Source organism: Flavobacterium sp. N2550 (genome assembly GCF_025947265.1).
Classification (GTDB): Bacteria; Bacteroidota; Bacteroidia; order Flavobacteriales; family Flavobacteriaceae; genus Flavobacterium; species Flavobacterium endophyticum.
On record NZ_CP110007.1, the window covers coordinates 2,408,096 to 2,429,045 of the forward strand.

The following is a 20,950-nucleotide window of genomic DNA, read 5'->3' on the forward strand; positions in this document are numbered from 1 at the left end:
GCAACTATTGTTCGATAATTCTTTTACGGTGTTCTATTCCCCATTCTGTCAGATAATTAATTATCGTTCTTAGGGTTAGGCCATGATCCGTAAGTTCGTACTGTACTGTTATGGGTTGCGTGTCTAAAACCGTTCGCTTGATTAGTTTGTTTATTTCTAATTCTTTTAGCTCTTTGCTCAGCATTTTGTTGGAAATGCCTACGACATCATTGAGTATATCCGAAAATCTCCTTTTGTTGTAGTAGCAAATAGAGGAGAGGATGGAGATTTTCCACTTGCCACTCAGCACATCCATTGAATCCTGGACAGCCATCATTTCTTTTTTGTGCTGTTGTTCTACACGAGGTTTACATTCCAATTCCATACGGTGTTACTTTGTTACCTGTTGGTTACTATTACTTTTGGTAACAAAGTTACTTAAATAAATGTAATGTCTATAGCTTTGCATCTCACTTTAAATAAAATAAAAATGAACAGATTAAAAGATAAGGTAGCCATAGTTACAGGGGCATCAAAAGGAATAGGCGCTTCGATTGCAAAATATTTTGCCGCAGAAGGGGCAAAGGTTGTAGTGAATTATGCTTCGAGCAAAGAAGACGCCGAAAAAGTAGTCAGCGCAATAACCGATCAGGGAGGAATAGCCATTGCAGTGCAGGGCGATGTATCAAAAGAAGCTGATGTGGCTAGATTGCATGAAGAAACCAAAAAGGCTTTCGGCACGTTGGATATTCTGGTAAACAATGCAGGTATTTATTTGTATGAGCCTATTGAACAAGTATCGGCAGAAACGTTCCATCGTTCTTTTAATATCAATGTCTTGGGGTCCATACTTGCCATACAGGAGTCTTTGAAGCTTTTTGGCGATAAGGGAGGTAACATTATTAATATCAGTTCGGGAGCGAGCAACTCGCCTTTGCCTACCGGGTCGGTTTATTCGGCTACAAAAACAGCGTTAGATGCTATTACCATTTCGTTATCTAAAGAATTTGCAGGAAGAAATATCCGTATCAATTCTATTTTGCCGGGTATTGTAGAGACTGAAGGTTCTCATAGCGCAGGATTTATCGGCAGCGAGGCGGAAGCAAATTTTGTTTCTAAAACACCGCTGGGCCGTACGGGACAACCAGATGATATAGCAAAAGTTGCCGTGTTTCTTGCTTCTGATGAGGCGGCATGGATTACCGGAGAGAAAATCACCGTTGGCGGAGGCGTCTATGGTTTTTAAAGACAGAAGATTAATGACAGTAAAAAGGCGACCATTGGTCGCCTTTTTAAGTTTTGTAAAATAAAATTCTACCACGGAATTTCTCCTGTTTCAGGATTGGTTTCTTCGCAGAAAAATTTTCCTGTTACGCCATCGTTGCCTATCAGGGCGTATTTTACTATTCGTTTTCCAGCATCTTCCACCGTGCCTGTGCCTCTGTTATAGTTTAGATCGGTTTTTGTAAAACCAGGACTTACGGCATTGATCTTGAAATTGGTATCGCCCAATTCGTAAGACAAGTTTACGGTGTACATATTTAGGGCGGATTTAGAGGATAGATAGACCGCTCCTTTATGGTTGTAATATTTGTAGGATGGATCGCTGTGCAATGTAATAGAACCTTGGCTGGAGCTTAACATTACAATCCTCGGCTCGTCTGATTTTTTTAGCAGATCCAGAAAGGCCTGCGTCACTCTTATTACGCCATAGACGTTGGTTTCGTATACTTCCTTAAAGATGTCAACGCTAGTATCGGTTGCGGTCTGCGGGATAAAGTTTCCGTCTTCTTGTAGTTTTACTCCTGTAATTCCGGCATTGTTGATGAGAACGTCCAGAACATCTGTCTTTCTACCGATTGCCAAACGGGCTTCTTTTACGGATTCGTCGCTGGCGACATCCATCTGGATAGCTTCTGCATTAGACAATCCTTCCGATTTTAATTTGTCGACTGCTTGCAGTCCGCTTTCCAAATTTCTACTTCCCAGATAGACATAAAAGCCTTTTTGCAATAATTGTCTCGCGGCCTCAAAGCCAATACCTTTATTAGCTCCTGTAATAAGTGCTTTTTTCATTTTTGCTGATTTAAGATTAACAATGCAAAGTTGGCCCTGAAAAGAATAAAACCATTTACCATTTGGTAAAAAGCGATTTTCAGTCCAATCCGACTCTGTGCATGCAAATCAGGATCAACGGATGTTCTTCCTGATTCGGCTCAGCGACTGCTGCGTGACGCCTAAATAGGAAGCGATATAAGAAAGTGGAACGCGATTGGCGATAGAGGGAAATTTTTCTAAGAATGTCAGGTATCGTGTCGTGGCATCTTCTGAAACCAGCGGACTTCTTCGGTCTAGTTTTTCTATGAGTGCCTTTTGGATAATTTTATTGACAATAGTGTCCCATCCGATAATAGTATTGGACAGTTCTTCCCAGTCTTTTCGGGAAAATACGAGCAGTTTACATTCGGTAACAGCTTGGACGTATTCTGAAGCAGGAATTTTTGCCTCGAAATGGTGCCAGTCAACAATGAGGTGATTTTCGTCGCCGAAATATTTGGTAACTTCTTCGCCCTTGTTGTCGTAATAGCAGACCCGCAGAATCCCTTCTAAAATAAAGCCGACCTGGTTTGGAATTTTTCCTGCTTCTGAGAAATATGCCTCTTTCTTAAGTAAGAGTTCCTCAGTTTTGCTGCCGATGAGGTCAATCTGCTGTGTGTTCAGGTTTCCGAATTGCAATAAGAAGTCTGTGAGTTCTTTCATGACGGAAAATTAGTAAATAGGATCTTTACAGGATTTATCAAATGGTAAAAAGTTTGCACAGACACGGAAGTATTGCAAATTATGTCTTTGTTTTCTAGTAGCTGGGTAAAATAAAAAGGGACAAAAGATAATTTATCTTTTGTCCCTTTAGTGACCTCGACTGGATTCAAACCAGTAACCTTCTGAGCCGTAATCAGATGCGCTATTCAGTTGCGCCACGAGGCCTTAATGCGGGTGCAAATATAGGAAATTATGTTTATCTTGCAAATCAATTTTGAAATTAAATGTAATAAAAATGTCAATAGAAAAGTACATCCGTGATATTCAGGATTTTCCGAAACCTGGAATTGTTTTTAAAGATATAACGCCTCTTTTGGCTGATTCAGAGGCTTCAAAAGCGTGTTTGGAACTGCTAATCAATGGCTTAAAAGATAAAAAGATTGATAAAGTTGTAGGGGCAGAGAGCCGCGGCTTCTTTTTTGCTACGCTTTTGGCGTATCGATTGGGAGCGGGGTTTGTTCCGGTGAGAAAGCCGAAGAAGCTTCCGTTTACGACCATTGCAGCGACGTATGAACTGGAATATGGCACCGATACCTTAGAAATGCATACCGATGCTATAAAAAAAGGCGACAGAGTATTAATCCATGATGATGTTTTGGCTACTGGCGGAACGGCAAAAGCGATGTGCGAATTGGTTGAAAGGCTAGGCGGGGAAATCGTACAGTGTAATTTCTTGATGGAGCTTACGTTTCTCAACGGCAGAGAGAAAATCAAGCAGTATGATATCTTTTCTCCCTTGAAATATTAATCTAACGCATGGATTGTGACATAATATTTCCAGGCAATGATTGCTTTTTGCCATTTGGTTGCCTTGGCTAAGTCTAAGCCTTTCTTGGTGTAGTTGGGCAGCAGCCACTTGTTTAGTTTTGCTAATAGTTTGAACATGACTTTTCTTTTTATTTAAAGATACAAAAAAAGGCTGTCTTTTTAGGACAGCCTTTTGCTTTCTTGTTTTGTCTTATCTTAAGTTTTTCTCCATTTGTTCTTCCATCTGTTTTGCATAGGCTTCCATCTGCTCTTCGAAGATTTCCATTTTCTTTTCAAACTCTTCCATTTGTTTTTCGAAGTCTTTTGAGAAGGCGGCTTCCATTTCTTCACCATATTTTTCCATGGCTTTTTCGAATTTTGCCATTTCGCCGTCTTTAGCTTCCATCTTAGTTTCAAATTCCTTCATCTTTTTCTCAAATTCTTTCCATTCTTTGCTGTCTTCGTTATAAGCAACAGTTGGAGGCGTTGGAGGTGTTGGGAATTGCGGAACCGGCGGCGTATTTGGCATTGCTGGCATTGCAGGCATTACTGGCGGTGTTGGCGGAATAGGAGGTGTTGGCATTTCAAGCTTGTCGGCTGATACTACTACAGAAGATCCGTTTGTAGTTCTGCCGTAGAATGTGTTTTTAGGGCTAGAAATAACGACTTTATCATCTTCTTTTTTCAACACAAAAGGCTGGATCGGTTCGTCGCTTTTTAGGTATGAATTTCCTGAATTGCCATCCTTGTCTTTGTAAGTTGTCTTGATAGCCACGATTTCCTTGTCAGCATTTCTTTTGACTTTTGAAAACTTCACGTCGATCCCATTATTCTTCTTAAAAATCTCTGATTGCAGTTTTAAGTAGTCATCCGTAGAATTTTTATCGACCTTGAATTCATAAGGATTTGTTTCCTGGATTGCTTTTTTTGAAGATTTCTCCTGTGCTACGGTTTCCACTTGAAACTGAAGCATGAAAACTGTCAGTAATGGCAATACGATTGCATACTTCCATGAATTTCTCTTTTTTGATTGATCTGTGTTTAACATAACGATTCGCTTTTTGATTAATGATTGAAAAAAATGATTAGTAATTGGAATGCAGTGATGAGGTGCACTTACTTTTAATAATGTTTTTTGGTATATGATTCGGTCCGAAACCATTTTTAAGGCTGTCGAATCGGCAATAAATTCTAGGTTTTGGACAATAGCTTTTTTATGCAACCAAGCAAAAGGATTAAACCAAAAGGCAATGCAGAATAGTTGGCTTATGATCATGTCGGCCGAATGCATTTGCGAGCTATGGACTTTCTCGTGTTCTAAAATGTTATCTAATTCTTCTTGCTTGAAACGGTTTGAATTATAGACGATATAATTAAAAAATGAAAAAGGCGACTGTATTCTATCCGTATCCACAAGCTTAAAACTGCCGCAAGTTTCAATCGTCTGGTTTTTAAATATTTTTTTCAGTGCCCAAAAGTCTCGAATAAATTTTCCTAAGAAGAAAAGCATCCCGATAAGGTAGATTCCGGCTACAACATACAGCCAGTTAATCTCAAACGAAGGCTCTTGAATTATTGGTGGTATTTCGGTTTTTTGAAAATCACTAACGTAAGTCATAGGATATGCCCCTGTTTCTACGGGTACATAGTGCCTTACGACAGGTTCTGTCCACACTATTTTTTTGAAAATAACAAGCGGCAAAGCCAATGAGGTTAGTATCCCAGCCAAGAGGAACCATCTGTTAGACGTAAAGAATGTCTCTTTTCGCAACAGGAAATAGTAGGCTAGAAAGAACACGGCCAATAGGGCAGATGCTTTTGCAAAATAGAGGATGAAGTTTTCCATGCTTATTTCTTTTTTTCGATCATGTCTAAAATCTCACGTAATTCGTCGGCAGAAATCTTTTCTTCTTCGGCAAAAAAGGAGACTAGGTTTTTATAAGAGCTGTCAAAATAATTGTCAATTGCTGTAGTCATAAAACGTTTTCTATAGTCTTCAATGGCTACGATAGGATAATACTGGTGCGAGTTTCCGAAAGCTGTATGCGATACGAAACCCTTTTCTTCCAATATTCTCACAATGGTTGAGAGTGTGTTGTAATGTGGCTGGTCTTCTTTGATTTCGGCCATTATCTCTTTTACGAAAGCTTTTTCAAGTCTCCATAAAATGTGCATTACTTCTTCTTCTTTGTTTGTTAATTTTTGCATCTTTCTTTTTTATTTTTTTGGAAGTCTCCCGAACGTTCCAAGAGAGAACGTCCAAGAGAAATACCAATCTAACTCTTTAACAGGACAAACTTACAACTAAATTTTTAGTTTGCAAACTATTTTTTTAGTTATTGAACTGTTTTTTTAGTTTTTTATATTCTTTTTATTTGTAAATAGTTGATATTTAGTGTGTAATAAAAATTAAAGATACAGGCTAAATTAATCAAAAATGTAATACAGAAAGTAAAGGAATTTAGAAAAACAACTTTGTTATCTAAAAAATAGGCTATTTGTTTTTTAAGAGCATTCGTTTCAAGTAAAGAATGCTGGCGCAGGAAAGAAGACCCAAAGCTCCCATAACGATCCAGTTGGCATGGAAACCATAACGATTGATTATTGCAAAGCCTAATTTAGCACTTGTGATATGCGCCAAGCTAAAACTCATCGTAAACAAAGCCATATAGCGCCCTTCATGCCCTTTTGGAGCGCGACTCATTGCAAAAGCATTCGAGAAAGGAAAATTTAGCATTTCGCCAAAGGTGATAAGAATCATGCTGACAATCAATATCCCAACCCAATTATTGAAAAGCAACACAAAAAAGCTTAAACCGAATAGAAAAGTTCCCCACAAGATAATTTTTAATCGACTTACTTGTTTTCTTTCCAAAAAAGTGACTGTGGGCATTTCCAAAAAGAAAATCAAAAGTCCGTTTAAAGACATCAGCAGTCCAGTTTGGAATTCTGTAATGTGATACCATTTAGAATGATACAGAGGTAAAGTAGTGAACAGCTGAAAGAAAACCATTGCAGTTATATAGCTGCTGAAAAGAAAAAGCCAAAATGGAGCATCTTTGAAAACGGAATCTACAATAGCTTCTTCAAAATTTTTATGATCTTCATAAGGTGATTTCTTCTTCTCCTTGACTAATAATGCAAAAAGTACTATTGAAATGATACAAGAAGCACCGTCAATCCAAAACAATCCTTTGTAGCCGATTCCCATAATAATCAAGCCGCCTAATGCTGGTCCTGCTGCAAATCCTAAATTCACGGCCAAGCGTACCAGCGTAAAAGCGCGCGTTCTATTTTCGGGTTTGGCGTAAGCTCCCAAAGAAACATACATAGCAGGTCGAAACATGTCAGCAATAATCATAATCCCAAACATAGAAAAACACAAACCTTCAAAAGAAGTCACGAACTGTACAGAAATCAATAACAATCCGCTTGTCAGAAGACTGAAAATCATTATTCTGTAAAATCCTATCTTGTCCGAAAGTTTTCCACCTAACCATGAACCAATCATGGAACCACATCCAAAACAGGCAATAACCCATCCAATATCGTTATATGAAAAATGCAGATCTTCGTTTAAATATTTCGAAAGAAAAGGCAGCACCATAGTTCCTGCCCTGTTGATAAAAGTAATCAGTGTAAGTATCCAGATTTCTTTTGTAAAGCCTCTAAAAGAATCGATGTAGCGTTTGAAAGCTTTTTGGAGCATTGAATTGTGAATTTGACACAAAGTTACAAAGTTTGGATTCCTTTTTTTAGAATCTGTAATCGATTATTTTGCTTATTTTTGCCTAAAATTTAAAACCGTGAAAAGCTTTCTAAACCTTTTGTTTTTGCTGGCAGCTGTGGTTTCATCCGCGCAAAAAAGTTTTGTAAAAGATTCTGTTATTGCTTTTCAAAAAGAAATCAATACAGAATATGCTGATTCTGTAAAAAGTCCATTGCTCAAAAAAGATTGGAAGGAATTCAAGTCGTTGGATTTTTATCCGATCAGCGAAAAGTTTTTTGTAAACGCAAAATTTGTAAGGACTCCCGATGAAAAACCTTTTGAAATGCCGACGACAACATCTCGAAAGCCAATCTATGTAAAATATGGAGAAGCGCATTTTTCGATCGACGGCAAGCATTTCAAGCTGAATATCTACCAAAGCCAAGATTTGAAGAAAATTGACAAATACAAAGACGCACTTTTCTTGCCTTTCACAGATTTGACTTCGGGCGTGGAAAGCTATGGCGGTGGAAGATATGTCGATCTGAAAATTCCTGAAGGCGATACGATTGCGATTGATTTTAATACAGCATACAACCCGTATTGCGCTTACAATCACAAATATTCTTGTCCGATTCCGCCACAAGAAAATGACCTTAAAATTGAAATCAAGGCTGGCGTGAAAAAATTTAAAAAATAAGTTTTGCTATACAATCTCCATACGCACAAATTCTCAAACCATCCCGATTGTCTTGAATTGGTGAATCAGTATCCGCAGGAATTTGATGAAACCATTCCGTTTTATTCGATAGGAATCCATCCTTGGTATATTGTAGAAGATAGGATAGAAGAAGATTTGGGGATTATTGAAGAAAAACTGCAATCTGCAAATTGCTTGGCAGTAGGAGAATGTGGCTTGGACAAAAGGATTGAAGTTCCGTTTGATTTGCAAGAAGAAGTATTCAGGAAACAATTGCTTTTGGCAGAAAAATACCAAAAGCCAGTTGTGATTCATTGCGTAGCTTCTTTTCAGGAATTAATTGCAATTAAAAATGATTTGGGAATAACGGTTCCGATGATTATCCACGGATTTTCAAAAAACGAGCAGCTGGCAAAACAGCTACTAAGCAACGGATTTTATCTTTCTTTCGGAAAGTATTTGTTGAGAAATCCAGAGTTGGAATCGGTCTTTAAAAATATTCCTGACAATCAGTTTTTTTTGGAAACCGATACCCTAGATGAAACCATTGAAGAGGTGTATGCGATAGCTTCGCGATATAAAAGCAAAAGTTCTGATGAATTGCAGGAAATCATCCGATTAAATTTTGAAAAAGTTTTTAAAATACAGTTATAATAAATTTAGAAAAAATGGCGCAGTGGACAGAAAGGGCTGAATTGCTATTCAAAAAAGAAGGTCTTGAAAAATTAAAAAATTCAAATGTATTGATTGTCGGAGTAGGTGGCGTAGGCTCTTTTGCGGCCGAATTTATCGCAAGGGCAGGCGTTGGAAAAATGACCATAGTTGATGGCGATGTCGTAGATATTACAAACATCAACCGACAATTACCAGCATTGCATTCTACAGTTGGCGTATCAAAAATAGATGTAGTTGGCGATCGTTTGATGGATATCAATCCAGAATTACAGCTTACGAAAATAAAAGAATTCCTTTCCCCTGAAAGAGCATTTGAAATCGTGAGCAATGATTTTGATTATGTCATGGATTGCATCGACAGCGTGACGCCAAAACTCAATCTTATCATTGCTTCTAAAAGAAAAAAGATAAAAATTATCAGCAGTATGGGCGCAGGCGGGAAGATGGAAGCTGCTAAAGTAAAAGTTTCGGATATCAGCAAGACCAAAAACTGCTATCTGGCCAAAGCCATAAAAAGAAGATTGAAAGAAGTAAAGATTGACAAAGGCGTAAAAGCCGTATATTCTTCTGAAATTCAAGATGCTTCTAGCTTGAGAATGACCGATGGCAAGAACTTCAAAAAGTCATTTTATGGAACGAACAGCTATATGCCTGGGCTTTTCGGACTCCATGCCGCAGAAACGGTAATCCGTTATTTATTGAAAAAAGAAGAACACAATTAAAATTTTCTACCAAAAACACACAACACAACACAACAATGATAAAAACAGTAATTTTTGACATGGACGGCGTTATCGTTGATACGGAACCGGTTCATAGATATGCCTATTTCCAGCATTTTGACGAACTAGAAATTTCCGTAACAGACGATATGTTTGCGACTTTTACAGGAAATTCTACTCGTAATGTTTTCCAGAAATTAAAGCACGCTTTCGGTTTGGACCATGACGTAGAAGATTTGATACAGCGAAAAAGAAATATTTTCAACGACGCTTTTGATACCAAAAAAGACCTGCACCTTTTAGAAGGAGTTGAAGATTTAATTAAAGACCTTTACCAAAACGGCATCCAGCTTATCGTGGCATCGTCGGCTTCAAAGGTTACGATTGAGCGCGTTTTTAACCGATTTCATCTGCATCAGTATTTTTCCGATATCGTTAGTGGAGAAGATTTTCCGAAATCAAAACCGCATCCGGCCATTTTCGAACATGCCGCTTCGTTATCCATAGCTAAAAAGGAAGAATGTATTGTTATTGAAGACAGTTCCAACGGTATTGAAGCTTCAAAAGCAGCCGGAATTTTTTGCGTAGGTTATAACAGCGAACATACCAAACTTCAGGATTTGTCAAAAGCAGATCTGATTATCAATCACTTTAACGAGCTGAACGCCGAAAAAATTAAGAATTTAAAGTAAAACAAAATGGTTAAAACCGTGATTTTTGATATGGACGGTGTGTTAGTCGACACTGAGCCAGTTCACTATGATGTAAGCCTATTGCAATTCAAAGATTTAGATATAGAAGTTCCCGATGAAATGTACCATACGTTCACAGGGAATTCAAACAAGATGATTTATCAGAAGATAAAAGACAGATTCCAGCTGGCACACGAGGTCGAAGACCTGATTGTAGCTAAAAATAAGCTGTTTTTAGAAGCGTTTGACAATAAAGAAGACTTGCACCTGATGCCCGGCGTCAAAGACCTCATCATTGACTTATACGAAAATGGAGTACAGCTGATTGTAGCTTCTTCTTCGGAAATGGCGATTATCAAAAAGGTTTTCGAGCGTTTTGGACTGAATCCGTACTTTACGCACAAAGTCAGTGGTGAAGATTTTCCAGAATCCAAGCCAAATCCCGCGATATTTTTAAAGGCGGCTTCGTATTCGAAAGCGCCCATAAACGAATGTATTGTTATTGAAGACAGTACCAATGGCATTACAGCAGCAAAAGCGGCAGGTATTTTTTGTATTGCCTATAAAGGCAAAACTGCAGTAGGACAGGACCAATCGAAAGCTGATATGATCGTGACTGATTTTAGCGACCTGAGTTTTGAAAAAATAAAAAATATAAATTCGCAATGATTAAGGAGGCTATCCGACAGCTTCCTTATAAACTTTCAGGCATCTTTCTCTGGCTTCTTTGTGATCAACAATCGGTACATAGGTTAGTTCTTGGAATTCAGGTACCCACTTTTTGATGTATTTGAAATCCTTATCAAATTTTTTGACTTGCTCGCTCGGATTAAAAATCCTGAAATAAGGTGCCGCATCAACGCCAGAGCCAGCAGCCCATTGCCAATTCCCGATATTGCTAGATTGTTCATAGTCTAACAGTTTTTCTGCAAAATAGGCTTCGCCCCAGCGCCAGTCAATCAACAGATGCTTGCATAAAAAGCTGGCGACAATCATCCTTACGCGGTTGTGCATATTTCCGGTAGCATTCAATTGGCGCATTCCGGCATCAACAATAGGATAGCCGGTGTTTCCTTTGCACCATTTTTTGAATTCATTTTCGTTGTTACGCCACTTGATATGGTCGTATTTGGGACGGAAGCTTTCGGTAACCGTATTGGGAAAATGCCAAAGAATCTGCATGAAAAATTCTCTCCAAATCAGTTCATTCAAAAAAGTATCTTTTTTATGCAGTAATGCCTTTTTTACAATTTTTCGGATGCTCACAGCGCCAAATCGTAAGTGCGGACTTAAATGTGAAGTGCCGTCGATACTTGGGAAATCACGAGTTTCTTTATAATTTTCAATAACCGTATCAGAAGTATTAAAATCTTCAACTGGAATAGTAGATTTTAGAAATCCGATATCTTTCAACGTCAGAAAAGGATAAGAATGGTGAACTATTTGTCGCATTTTTTTCTCTGAAGGAAAAGAGTCTATTGGTTTATCTCGAAGATTTTCTTTCCACTTTTTAGAATACGGAGTATAAACGACATACGGCGTTCCATCTTCCTTCACGACTTCACTTTTTTCAAAAATAACCTGATCCTTAAAAGTATGAAATGCAATGTTTTTAGATTTCAAAAGGTTTTTGATTTCGGAATCTCTAGTTCTTGCATACGGTTCGTAATCATGATTGGTATAGACCGCTTTTATAGGGTTTTCAGAAATTAACTTTGTAAAAATATTTTCAGGTTTATCATAAAAAATGGCCAGTGATTTTCCTGTTTTTTCGAGCTGATTTTGGATTTTTTCCAGCAATTGCGAAATAAAAGTTACCCGGGCATCATCTTCTGGAAGTTCGGGCAGGATGTTCTTGTCGAATATAAAAATAGGAAGAGTCTCGTCGGCGGACAAAGCTTCCCACAATCCTCGATTGTCTTCCAATCTCAAGTCGCGCCTAAACCAAAATATATTCATAGCTTATTGCTTAAATTCACCAAAAAGTTCTACAAGTTTGTTTCGTCTGAAGGCAAAAATTTCGTCAAGTTTTGGCTTTACTAGAAAAGGATGCGCTAACTGGCCTAAGAGTCCCATGGGTACTTTATAATGGACAATATCTTCCATCTCCACGCCGCCAGGAATAGGAGTCAGGAAATGTTTATGATGCCAAAACGCATAAGGCCCGAATCGCTGCTCGTCGACAAAGAATTTTCCATCATGGACGTGCGTAATTTCGGTAACCCATTGCATTGGAATACCAAAGAGGGGCGTAATCGTATAATGGATGATCTGGCCTGCAAACATTGCTTTTTCATCGCCAGAAATCGTCTTGAACCCCATCGATTTTGGAGTGATTAGTTCTAGGTTTTTTGGATCGGCAATAAATTTCCAAGCCTCATCGACAGTGATTGGCAGCTTTTGTTTTGTATGCAGCGTATATAATTTCATACTGCAAAAATATTATATTGTTTAATTAAAAGCTAATATAGTTAAACAATATAATACTTTTTTCTTGGTTTTATTTAACAAATAAGTGATTTGGAATTATTAAATTCGCAGACATTAAATCAAAAACTATAATTTATATGAAAAAGATAATTATTGCTGCAGGATTGCTTCTAATTACTTTAACTGCTGAGGCACAAGTAAAAACGCCACAGCCAAGTCCAAAATCTGATGTAACGCAAGTGGTCGGATTAACTGAGGTGCACATTGAGTATTCTCGTCCAAGCAGCAAAGGAAGAACTATTTTCGGAGACTTGGTTCCTTTTGGAAAAACTTGGAGAACTGGAGCTAACGGTAATACGGTAGTCACTTTCAGCGAAGATGTAAAAATTGGCGGAAAAGACTTACCTAAAGGAAGCTACAGCCTGTTTACAGTTCCTAAAGCAGATTCTTGGGATGTTATCTTTTATAAAGACACCAACAACTGGGGCTTGCCAGCAGAATGGAACGAAAATAAAGTAGTTCTTAGAACAACTGCAAAACCAGAAAACCTAAACAGAAATGTGGAAACTTTGACGATTGCCGTCAACAATATCAGCAATGATTCAGGAAGCTTGGAAATTTCTTGGGAAAAAACTCTTGTAGCGGTTAAGTTTGATGTTCCTACGCAAAAGACAGCGATGGCTAGTATCGAGTCTACATTATCAGGACCTTCTGGGGATGATTATTTTGCTTCTGCACAATATTACTACCAATCTAACGGTGACATGAATAAAGCTTTGACTTGGGTAAATGCTGCGATTGAAAAATCAAAAGGTGATGCACCATTTTGGTATTTAAGACAAAAATCGTTGATCCAGTCGAAATTGGGAGATAAAAAAGGCGCTATCGAAACGGCTAAATTGTCTCTGGCTGCTGCTGAAAAAGCAAACAATGCTGATTATGTAAAAATGAACAAAGACAGTATTGCTGAATGGAGCAAGAAATAATAACTGTTCTGTTATAATTTATATTAAAGCTGATTGCATTGCAATCAGCTTTTTTTATTGTTGCTTGGTATTAGAATTTCTGAAATATTGCACCGTTACCGAAACAATAATCGTGATGATAACTCCGATAAAGTTCAGCCATAAGTAGCTCAATTTTTCTTTTCCAGGAGGGAAGATGTAGATGGCTAGATAATAAATTATAAATATCGCAATCTGGCTGAAAACTGCGGCCCAGAAAATGGCTTGTGCTTTTACATATTTTATATAGAAAGCTACCAAGAAAATCCCTAAAATAGTACCATAAAATATAGAACCGATGATATTTACGAACTGGATCAAGTTTTCAAACAATGTACCAAAACAAGCAAATAGGATAGCAATCATACCCCAAAGCAATGTAAATCCTTTGGAAGCTTTCACAAAATGCGCTTCGGACTTTTCGGTTTTGATATTTCTTTTGTAGATATCGATTACAGTTGTCGAGGCCAAAGAATTGATTCCTGCAGCAGTAGACGACATCGCCGCGCAGATAATTACGGCAAGCAGAAGTCCTATAAATCCTTTTGGAAGGTAATGGATAATAAAATGAATAAATACGTAATCGCTATCTGTAGTCTTGTTTTTCTTGTTGGCTTTGCTGATCAAGACTTTAGCATTCTCGCGAAGCGTTTTTTCTTTTTCTCCTAACGCGATAATTCTGTTTTTTAAGACTTTATTGTCGGTTTCAATATTTAGCTGATTGACATACGCCAATGTTACTTCTTTTTTCTCTGAAGCGATATCCACCAATTCGCCTTCTAGCTTTTTATAGTCGGTGGCATAGAAAGACTTTTCGATACTCGCCTTGCTATTTGGATTGAAATTGATTGGCACGGACTGGAACTGGAAAAAAACATAGACCATAATTCCGACCAAAAGAATGAAGAACTGCATCGGCACTTTTAAAAGCGCATTAAAGACAAGCCCCATTTGGCTTTCTCTGACCGATTTTCCTGATAAATAACGTTGTGCTTGAGATTGGTCAGTCCCGAAATAGGAGAGGGCCAAGAATAGGCCTCCTGTCAATCCGGTCCAAACGGTATATCTTTTTTCTTTATCTAAAGAAAAATCAAGAATATTCATCTTGTCGTTTACGCCGGCAATCTGCAAGGCATTATTGAAAGAAACTTCTTTTGGCAATAAGCTCAATATTATAAAAAAGGCAATGAACATTCCCGACATGATGATAAACATCTGCTGTTTCTGGGTAACGTTGACCGCTTTTGTGCCGCCGGTCATCGTGTAGATGATGATTAAAATACCGATGACAATATTCATCAGATTCAAGTTCCATCCCAATATAGACGACAATACGATTGCTGGCGCATAAATTGTAATTCCAGTAGAAAAGCCTCTTTGTATCAGGAATAATATGGCTGCAAGCGAACGAGTCTTAAGGTCAAAACGTTGTTCTAAAAACTCATAAACGGTATATACTTTGAGCCTATGATAAATGGGAATAAAGGTGATGCAGATGATAATCATCGCCAACGGAAGCCCGAAGTAAAACTGCACGAAGCCCATTCCGTCATTAAAAGCCTGACCTGGAGTAGAAAGGAAGGTAATAGCGCTGGCCTGGGTTGCCATTACAGAAATTCCTACGGTATACCAAGGAGTCTCATTGTTCCCCAAGATATAATCCTGCACGTTTTTGCTGCCTCGAGTTTTCCAGGCACCATAAAAGACAATGAAAAAAAGCGTAATGATTAAAACTACCCAGTCGATTACCTGCATTTATGAAAAATATTGCATTATAAAGTAAAAAATCAGAATGTACAGGGCGTTCATTACAAGCACCAAAGTGTAATTTCTTTTCCAGCTTCTTAATTTCTTTTCTTCCATTATTTTATGATTTTTCCTTTTTTCCTACGGAAATAAGATTGGTAAAAAGCTTAAATGCACCTGGAACGCCGGCTGGCAATTCCCTAAAAAAGCTTAATCCTGTGTAAATATAATATCCTTTTCCGTAATTCGCGATTAAAAGGCTGCCTTGTTTTTCAGATTCGCCTAAATCTTTCATGCCAAGGATAGGCGTGAACTCAGGCGCCCATTTATCAGGGAAATATAATCCTCTTTCTTGAACCCAGCCTTGGAAATCGGTTTCTGTTATCTTATTAGGATGATTTAAAACGGAATGCGTTGCGTTCAGAAACGAAACTTTTGCATTTTCATCGGTAACCCTGTCGCTCGAAAGATTCAGTTCGTACGGAGAAAAATCCGGTACATTGAATCCGCGTCTTCCAGAAGTATTGTATTGCACGATCAGATTGCCGCCATTTTTTACATATTCCAAAAGATAGCGCTGTTTGAATTGCAGGTCAGAAATTACGTTATACGCACGGATTCCCATTACGATGGCGTCAAATCCAGCCAAAGAAGTTTCTGTAATTTCATTCGGCTTTATGATTCGTACGTCATAACCGATTTGTTTCAGACTCTGCGGAATTTCATCTCCAGCACCTTCAATATAACCGATAGTCTGTCCTTCTCTTTTAATGTCCAATCGTACGACAGAAGCTTCGGAAGGCATTAAAACAGATTGTTTTGGAATATGATCGTACTGAATGGTGGTCAGTTTCTGTCCATATTTTTTTCCTTCAGAAGTGATTACAGGCGAAATGATTCCTTTGTTTTCTGAAGCAGGAGGCGTGACGTTGAAAATAACAATCTTTTCGTCATTTTTCATGGCGATTTCAAAATCGATAGTTTCAGGAGAAACCTTCCAGCCTTGTGGTACTTGAAGGCTAATGCCGCCTTTTAAGTTTGCTTTTCCTGCTTTTATCTTTACAGAAATTGGCTTTTGTCTAGAATCTGGGAAAATAGTCACATCATCCAAAACGAGCGCTGTTGCTTCGGGCAGGACTTCAAAAGGCTGATATACTTCGCCTTTTTCAGGATCTGAATATTTATAGATAATTTCTCTGTAGACATCAAAAGGCTGTCCTGCAATTTTCAGGCTCCATTTTAATTTGAGCTTTTCAGTATCCGGTTTTCCAATCAAGGCCATGTCTTTTACGGAATACATTCCTAAAGTTCCTTTTTCATTTAGCCAATAAGGGGAGGTATAAGGTGTTCCAAGCGCGGTACGTAATTTCTTTTCGGCTTTGAAGAGACTGTTTTTATCAAGCTTTTTGCCTGAAATTTTACCATTTTCAGGATTATTTAGAAAGCTGACATCGATCAATTCGATATCTTGGCTGCTTCGATTTACGGCCTCGAGCCTCAATATAAATTCATTATTTGGATTAGTGCTTTGTTCAGAAGCAGTACCTTCTAAGAACAATCCTGCAGAAGCCAAGATAATAGTTTCAAGTTCTTGTTTTTTGATGGTTTTCCAATGCTCGTCTTCTAACTTGCTGATGAGATTGTACGCTTCAATCAATTTTGGAAGGTGTACGGAAGGATCATTAAAGTTGAAATTAGCTTGGACTTCATTTAGTATCTTTCCGATGGCTTCGCCACCTTTGACTCTTGTCCAAGTGGTGTTTATGCCATCAAATAAATTGTTTTTGTCTTTTGGAAAATCACCTTTTAGAAATTCTATATATTCCATTTCGTCGCCGCGAGTTCCTAAAGTACCGAAGCCTTGGCATTTGTGCTGGCTTCTGCTTAAGGCGGCAATTTCGCCATTGCTTTTACCTTTTATTCCAAAATAGACGCCTGCGTTGATTGCAATCATCTTGCTTTTGTCTGCCTGCTCAAATTTTTCTTCTGAGCCGTAAAACCACCATGAAGTATTAAAAAATATTCGTTTTGGCTGCCAGGTTTCCCATGAAGTGAGCTGTTCTGGATAGCTTTTCTTGTTTGCGGCCAAATCAAAAGCCTCCATGCTGAGCATAGCAGAAGCGGTATGATGTCCGTGCGTGGTTCCCGGACTTCTATGGTCAAAGCGATTGATAATAATATCGGGCCTGAATTTTCGGATAGCGAGAACGACATCGCTTAAGACCTGATTTTTGTCCCAGATCGAAAAAGTTTCATTTGGTTCTTTAGAAAATCCGAAATCATTGGCACGAGAAAATAGTTGTTCCCCGCCATCAATTCTTCTGGCGGCCAATAGCTCTTGAGTTCTTAAGACGCCAAGTAATTCTCGGAGTTCGGCACCTATTAAGTTCTGTCCGCCATCGCCTCGAGTCAAAGAAAGATAGGCCGTTCGGGCTTTAATTTCATTAGAAAAATAAGAAATAAGCTTGGTGTTTTCATCATCTGGATGTGCGGCTACGTATAAAACCGAACCTAGAAAATTTAGTTTTTGTACTTGTTCGTAGATTTCGCCAGAATTTAATTTCTGCGGCTGTTGAGCATTCAGAATACCGAATGAAAATAGGAAGAAAAGTAGGGTGTGGTAAGCAGTTTTATGTATCATTTTAATTTTATGGAACTCAGTAGCTTCAAATATAATAATTAATTTTCCTGTGTGTTTTTCTAGTTACGACTTTAACAAAAAAGAGAGCCTTTGGCTCTCGATTTATCTAGTCATCGTGATGATGTCTGTGATGTTTTTTTACTTTGTGTTTTTTGTAGTGCTTGTGATTGTCGTGATAATGGTGGACATCTCTTACTACTACCGTATGTGGCCTGTTGCCTCTGTAATATTTTACTCTATGCGTATTAAAATGTGCATAAGGCCTTGCACCATGATAGTCTGTTAATACAACTTTATAGCCGTTGTAAAGATCATAATTTCTGTATCTGGCTGGTAAGTATCTGCCTCTAATCCAGTTTCCATTGCTGATGTAGATAAAATTAGAAGCTCTTACATCATAATAGGCTTCAATGTCTGGAAGATAATAGTAATTCGCTTCGGTATATCCGACAGGGCCCCAGTCTGGACGACTTCCGATACTTACATTTACTGATACTTGGGCTTGAAGAGAACTCGCCACAAATAAGCCAAATCCTACGATTAATAATTTTAGAGTTTTCATAGCTGCATTTTTTTTAGGTTCTTATATTGACCGAAATTCAACAACTATGCCACTCAGATTTTATTAAGAAATATTTAACTATTCATACGGAACGGTTTCGGGCTTTCCAAACTCGAAATTCTGCATTCCGAAATCGGTTGTCTTAAGAGAGTTGGTCTGCATATTGCCGCTTCCGTCTTGTGGTACCGAAGGATAATAAGAGAAAGAAAATTGGAAGGTGTTAAATACCAAGAAGTCGTTGCTGATGAGCACTCCGATTCCTATTTGTGAATATGCTTTTCCCTTGTACAAGTTATTATTTTCATTGCTCAAGATTCCTACTGTATAGGTCAGGAAAGGATTAAAACGAAATCCTCCAAGATTCCAAGGCGAGTAGGATTGTGTTTGTAACATAAGGGAAGCTTTTTTTGTACCACGCAACTTGTAGCTGTTAAATCCCGGAATACCGTTTTCTTCATTAAGATTTACCCTATCTGCAATAGTTGGAAAACGATTATTCCCTATCACGAGCTTTGGTTTTACGAACTGCCTCAGTCTCCAATCGCCTAATTCGATAAGGTTGGTGAAATAATTCGCTTCTACCGAAAAAACAGTCTGTTGGGTAATCGGACCTCTGAAAAAAGTGCCATACTCGACATTGGTGCTGAAATAGCCCCATCTGAAATATTGCCCGAATGAAAAACGCCCGCCAAGATACAAACGGTTGATATGATTTTTGTTTTGATACCCTACCGTCAGCGCATAAACTTTTCCGATGGCAACGTCTTCCGTAATGCCATAATTGAAGAGGTATTTGTCTTGGATAAATTTTCTCGAAGTCACACCAAAACCCGCAAGATAAAAGTTCTCATCAGAAAAAAACTTAAGGCTATCATAAGCAGGAGTAGGGAATTCGCTATAATTTCTTCTCAAGAATCGGAAAGAGGTGATAAAATTAGTCGTCCTGTCTTCTTCGGAATTTCCTTTGAAAATTTGAAGCGATTTCCCGACCCAGGCATCTTGCGTACCGACTTTAAAATTCTGCGGTCCATATCGGCCTGTTGCATCAGGCAGCGAATCTACCTTGAAATCTTGAGCGATATAAATTCCAGCTCCCCATTTTGCAAAAGCAGAGAAAAAAGGTCGGTCGACCGTAATGCTTTTCGAGTAATTATTATGTTCGTCGACGCTATAAGCAAGCGATGTCCGGATATAAGTATTTAATATATTGGGAACAGTATATCGCGTACTGATGGCGCTTCTTCCGTTATCAAATCGTTGCCTGTATGTATTGTCTAGTTCGTGTCCGGTTCCTAAGAAATTGCGTTCCGTCAGCTCGAAAGTAGTTTTGGATGTTGAGCCTGAAGCATTCGGAATCAAACTCCAAGAATCGAGCGCCCTGATATAAACATCGACAGAATCCGAGCCTGCTCCTGCAAATTTTGTAGTGATGTCCACGGCTCGAATATACCTCTGACTTCTGATCAAACGTTCTGATTCTTTCACCAAAAGTGAATCCAATGGACGATTTTTTTTGATAAGCAGCAGGTTTTTTATAGTAAGCCTGCTGGATCTTATATGAATTCTGTTTCCGAATCGTTCAAAACCATTTCGTGCTTTTTTGGTCGAGTCTTTTTCTGAAAAACCAAACGGATCGAGCGTAGTAATGTGTATGTTTCGGATAATTTTTCCTTCGTATTCGCTATAATTTTTAAGCACGACCTTGTCTTTCGGCTTATTTTTAGGTTTTTTAGAATCTACTGGCTTAAAGATAAGTTTGTGGAGAAACTTGGTAAATCCTCTTTTTTTAGAATAGCGCTCAATGTTGCGGTAGCCTCGCAAAGAATCCTTTTTGGCCGGCTTTTCTTGCGCATGCGACATTTGACAGCAGCTGATTGTCAATAGCAATAAAAAGAATTTTAATTTTCTGAGCATTGGCAATTTTACAATTTGGGATTACCTTGATTTGTGAAGTTACAAAATAGGAATCAATTTTTAAGCCAATTACAGCTAATCTGTGAATTCTTTTTCCTCTCGCGTCGTATTTACAATAGAAACGCCTTTTTGCAGCAGCAGATTATTCGGATAAGTGACGAGCTCGCCTTCTTTGGTTCTCAAATAAGTGTGGAAAGCCTTGATGTCGTCGATTTCTGCCTCAAAAGGAAAATCTTTATCGTGTATCCTGATCGTATCGCCGATCTTAAAAGGAAAGGAGAAGAAAAGGATGATTCCGGCAGTTATATTGCTCAGTATAGACCATTGCGCAAAAAAAGCAACGCCAATAATGGTAATAACCGAAGTAAACGCCAAGTAGATGTCGCTCGTACGGACGCCCCAAATGATAAAAATTCCAGCCAATGTCAGCGCCATGATTACGATGCTGATGTACTTGCTGACCAGTATCGCGCGGTGTTCATTGATTTCTGCATGCTTAGCGTAACGCTTTATCAAAGTGGTAATGATAAAACGGATGACCATTACGCAGATCAGTAAGATGATGGTGCTTATGATTTTAGGCGTGTTTTCTTCAAAAAAGGACATTCT

22 protein-coding genes and 1 tRNA gene are annotated in these 20,950 nt (G+C 38.3%); 8 read left to right on the top strand and 15 right to left on the bottom strand.

Annotated elements, in window-relative coordinates; translation table 11 throughout:
* Positions 1-4: 4 nt before the first annotated feature.
* Positions 5-364: a winged helix-turn-helix transcriptional regulator gene (locus tag OLM56_RS10585; RefSeq protein WP_264526934.1), complete on the bottom strand. Its 360-nt coding sequence runs from the start codon at positions 362-364 to the stop codon at positions 5-7.
* Between the two features lie 105 nt (positions 365-469).
* Here OLM56_RS10585 and OLM56_RS10590 point away from each other — a divergent pair, with 105 nt between their 5' ends.
* The gene (locus OLM56_RS10590; protein WP_264526935.1) at positions 470-1,225 is read left to right on the top strand and encodes an SDR family NAD(P)-dependent oxidoreductase; all 756 of its coding nucleotides are present in this window, start codon (positions 470-472) and stop codon (positions 1,223-1,225) included.
* 68 nt (positions 1,226-1,293) lie between these two features.
* On the opposite strand, the gene OLM56_RS10595 is transcribed toward OLM56_RS10590, so the two are convergent.
* From OLM56_RS10595 to OLM56_RS10605, 3 genes are all read right to left on the bottom strand, one after another.
* On the bottom strand, positions 1,294-2,055 hold the full coding sequence (locus OLM56_RS10595; protein ID WP_264526936.1) for an SDR family oxidoreductase: 762 nt from the start codon (positions 2,053-2,055) through the stop codon (positions 1,294-1,296).
* A gap of 114 nt (positions 2,056-2,169) precedes the next feature.
* Positions 2,170-2,739 (bottom strand): Crp/Fnr family transcriptional regulator, encoded by a 570-nt coding sequence (locus tag OLM56_RS10600; RefSeq protein WP_121376478.1) that lies wholly within the window; start codon positions 2,737-2,739, stop codon positions 2,170-2,172.
* A gap of 151 nt (positions 2,740-2,890) precedes the next feature.
* Positions 2,891-2,964 (bottom strand) — tRNA-Arg (locus OLM56_RS10605).
* Between the two features lie 70 nt (positions 2,965-3,034).
* On the opposite strand from OLM56_RS10605, the gene OLM56_RS10610 reads away from it, so the two are divergent.
* Positions 3,035-3,547 (top strand): adenine phosphoribosyltransferase, encoded by a 513-nt coding sequence (locus OLM56_RS10610; protein ID WP_264526937.1) that lies wholly within the window; start codon positions 3,035-3,037, stop codon positions 3,545-3,547.
* On the opposite strand, the gene OLM56_RS10615 is transcribed toward OLM56_RS10610, so the two are convergent.
* The 4 genes from OLM56_RS10615 to OLM56_RS10630 form a co-directional block, all read right to left on the bottom strand.
* On the bottom strand, positions 3,544-3,684 hold the full coding sequence (locus OLM56_RS10615; RefSeq protein WP_264526938.1) for an SsrA-binding protein: 141 nt from the start codon (positions 3,682-3,684) through the stop codon (positions 3,544-3,546). The genes OLM56_RS10610 and OLM56_RS10615 overlap by 4 nt on opposite strands.
* A gap of 73 nt (positions 3,685-3,757) precedes the next feature.
* Positions 3,758-5,392 (bottom strand): M56 family metallopeptidase, encoded by a 1,635-nt coding sequence (locus OLM56_RS10620; RefSeq protein ID WP_264526939.1) that lies wholly within the window; start codon positions 5,390-5,392, stop codon positions 3,758-3,760.
* 2 nt (positions 5,393-5,394) lie between these two features.
* Positions 5,395-5,754, bottom strand: a complete 360-nt coding sequence (locus OLM56_RS10625) for a BlaI/MecI/CopY family transcriptional regulator (RefSeq protein WP_121376474.1) — start codon at positions 5,752-5,754, stop codon at positions 5,395-5,397.
* A 286-nt stretch (positions 5,755-6,040) separates the two neighbouring features.
* Positions 6,041-7,255: an MDR family MFS transporter gene (locus OLM56_RS10630; protein WP_264526940.1), complete on the bottom strand. Its 1,215-nt coding sequence runs from the start codon at positions 7,253-7,255 to the stop codon at positions 6,041-6,043.
* Between the two features lie 97 nt (positions 7,256-7,352).
* Here OLM56_RS10630 and OLM56_RS10635 point away from each other — a divergent pair, with 97 nt between their 5' ends.
* Genes OLM56_RS10635 through OLM56_RS10655 form a run of 5 tightly spaced genes read left to right on the top strand, consistent with a single transcriptional unit; the run spans position 7,353 to position 10,713 of the window.
* Positions 7,353-7,955: a DUF1684 domain-containing protein gene (locus OLM56_RS10635; RefSeq protein WP_413614429.1), complete on the top strand. Its 603-nt coding sequence runs from the start codon at positions 7,353-7,355 to the stop codon at positions 7,953-7,955.
* Between the two features lie 3 nt (positions 7,956-7,958).
* Entirely contained in the window at positions 7,959-8,609 is a 651-nt protein-coding gene (locus OLM56_RS10640) for a TatD family hydrolase (protein ID WP_264526941.1), read from the top strand.
* A gap of 14 nt (positions 8,610-8,623) precedes the next feature.
* Positions 8,624-9,352 (top strand): tRNA threonylcarbamoyladenosine dehydratase, encoded by a 729-nt coding sequence (locus OLM56_RS10645; protein WP_264526942.1) that lies wholly within the window; start codon positions 8,624-8,626, stop codon positions 9,350-9,352.
* Between the two features lie 35 nt (positions 9,353-9,387).
* Entirely contained in the window at positions 9,388-10,044 is a 657-nt protein-coding gene (locus tag OLM56_RS10650) for an HAD family hydrolase (protein WP_121376469.1), read from the top strand.
* Positions 10,045-10,050: 6 nt separating this feature from the next.
* On the top strand, positions 10,051-10,713 hold the full coding sequence (locus tag OLM56_RS10655) for an HAD family hydrolase (RefSeq protein WP_264526943.1): 663 nt from the start codon (positions 10,051-10,053) through the stop codon (positions 10,711-10,713).
* A gap of 9 nt (positions 10,714-10,722) precedes the next feature.
* Here OLM56_RS10655 and OLM56_RS10660 read toward each other — a convergent pair whose 3' ends face one another.
* Positions 10,723-12,003 carry a cryptochrome/photolyase family protein gene (locus OLM56_RS10660; protein ID WP_264526944.1) on the bottom strand — a complete coding sequence of 427 codons (1,281 nt, stop codon included), beginning with the start codon at positions 12,001-12,003 and terminating at the stop codon, positions 10,723-10,725.
* Positions 12,004-12,006: 3 nt separating this feature from the next.
* On the bottom strand, positions 12,007-12,474 hold the full coding sequence (locus tag OLM56_RS10665; RefSeq protein WP_264526945.1) for an SRPBCC family protein: 468 nt from the start codon (positions 12,472-12,474) through the stop codon (positions 12,007-12,009).
* A gap of 137 nt (positions 12,475-12,611) precedes the next feature.
* Here OLM56_RS10665 and OLM56_RS10670 point away from each other — a divergent pair, with 137 nt between their 5' ends.
* Positions 12,612-13,460 (top strand): DUF2911 domain-containing protein, encoded by an 849-nt coding sequence (locus tag OLM56_RS10670; RefSeq protein ID WP_121376465.1) that lies wholly within the window; start codon positions 12,612-12,614, stop codon positions 13,458-13,460.
* Positions 13,461-13,514: 54 nt separating this feature from the next.
* Here the strand turns inward: OLM56_RS10670 and OLM56_RS10675 are convergent, their stop codons facing one another.
* The 5 genes from OLM56_RS10675 to OLM56_RS10695 all read right to left on the bottom strand — a co-directional run bounded on the left by OLM56_RS10675 (position 13,515) and on the right by OLM56_RS10695 (position 20,947).
* Positions 13,515-15,233, bottom strand: coding sequence for a sodium:solute symporter (locus OLM56_RS10675; protein WP_264526946.1), 1,719 nt, complete (start codon positions 15,231-15,233; stop codon positions 13,515-13,517).
* A gap of 112 nt (positions 15,234-15,345) precedes the next feature.
* Complete coding sequence (locus tag OLM56_RS10680; protein WP_264526947.1) at positions 15,346-17,865, bottom strand: PIG-L family deacetylase; 2,520 nt, start codon at positions 17,863-17,865, stop codon at positions 15,346-15,348.
* 106 nt (positions 17,866-17,971) lie between these two features.
* Positions 17,972-18,427 carry a hypothetical protein gene (locus tag OLM56_RS10685; protein ID WP_264526948.1) on the bottom strand — a complete coding sequence of 152 codons (456 nt, stop codon included), beginning with the start codon at positions 18,425-18,427 and terminating at the stop codon, positions 17,972-17,974.
* A 78-nt stretch (positions 18,428-18,505) separates the two neighbouring features.
* A complete protein-coding gene (locus OLM56_RS10690) occupies positions 18,506-20,341 on the bottom strand; it encodes a hypothetical protein (protein ID WP_264526949.1) in 1,836 nt (611 codons plus the stop codon).
* A gap of 75 nt (positions 20,342-20,416) precedes the next feature.
* Positions 20,417-20,947, bottom strand: a complete 531-nt coding sequence (locus OLM56_RS10695) for a mechanosensitive ion channel domain-containing protein (RefSeq protein ID WP_264526950.1) — start codon at positions 20,945-20,947, stop codon at positions 20,417-20,419.
* Positions 20,948-20,950 lie beyond the last annotated feature (3 nt).